Source organism: Peribacillus sp. SIMBA_075 (assembly GCF_046534585.1).
The window spans coordinates 1-289 of the sequence record NZ_JAWRYN010000391.1 but is presented as its reverse complement, the minus strand read 5'-3'; the positions used below and the strand labels follow the sequence as shown (position 1 = coordinate 289).

1 protein-coding gene is annotated in these 289 nt (G+C 44.6%); it reads left to right on the top strand.

The window, feature by feature from the left end:
• Positions 1-289 (top strand): aminoglycoside 6-adenylyltransferase (locus SB775_RS28725; RefSeq protein ID WP_410864592.1); only part of this gene is annotated, 289 nt, incomplete at both ends.

The following is a 289-nucleotide window of genomic DNA, read 5'->3' as shown; positions in this document are numbered from 1 at the left end:
GGCTTGACCAATTCGGGAAACGGATCATGATGCAAAAACCCGAAGACATGGAGCTTTTTCCGCCAGAACTAGGCAACTGGTTTTCCTATATCATTTTTTTGGAAGATGGCAACAAATTGGATCTGACGCTCATTCCCTGCGACGAGGTAGACGAATATTTTGCCAGTAGTGACGGTTTAGTAGAAGTTTTGCTGGATAAAGATAGTCGCATCAAAGGGGAAGTGATTGCGAGCGACCGCAAGTATTGGATCAAAAAACCGACGGCACGAGAATTTGATGATTGCTGCAA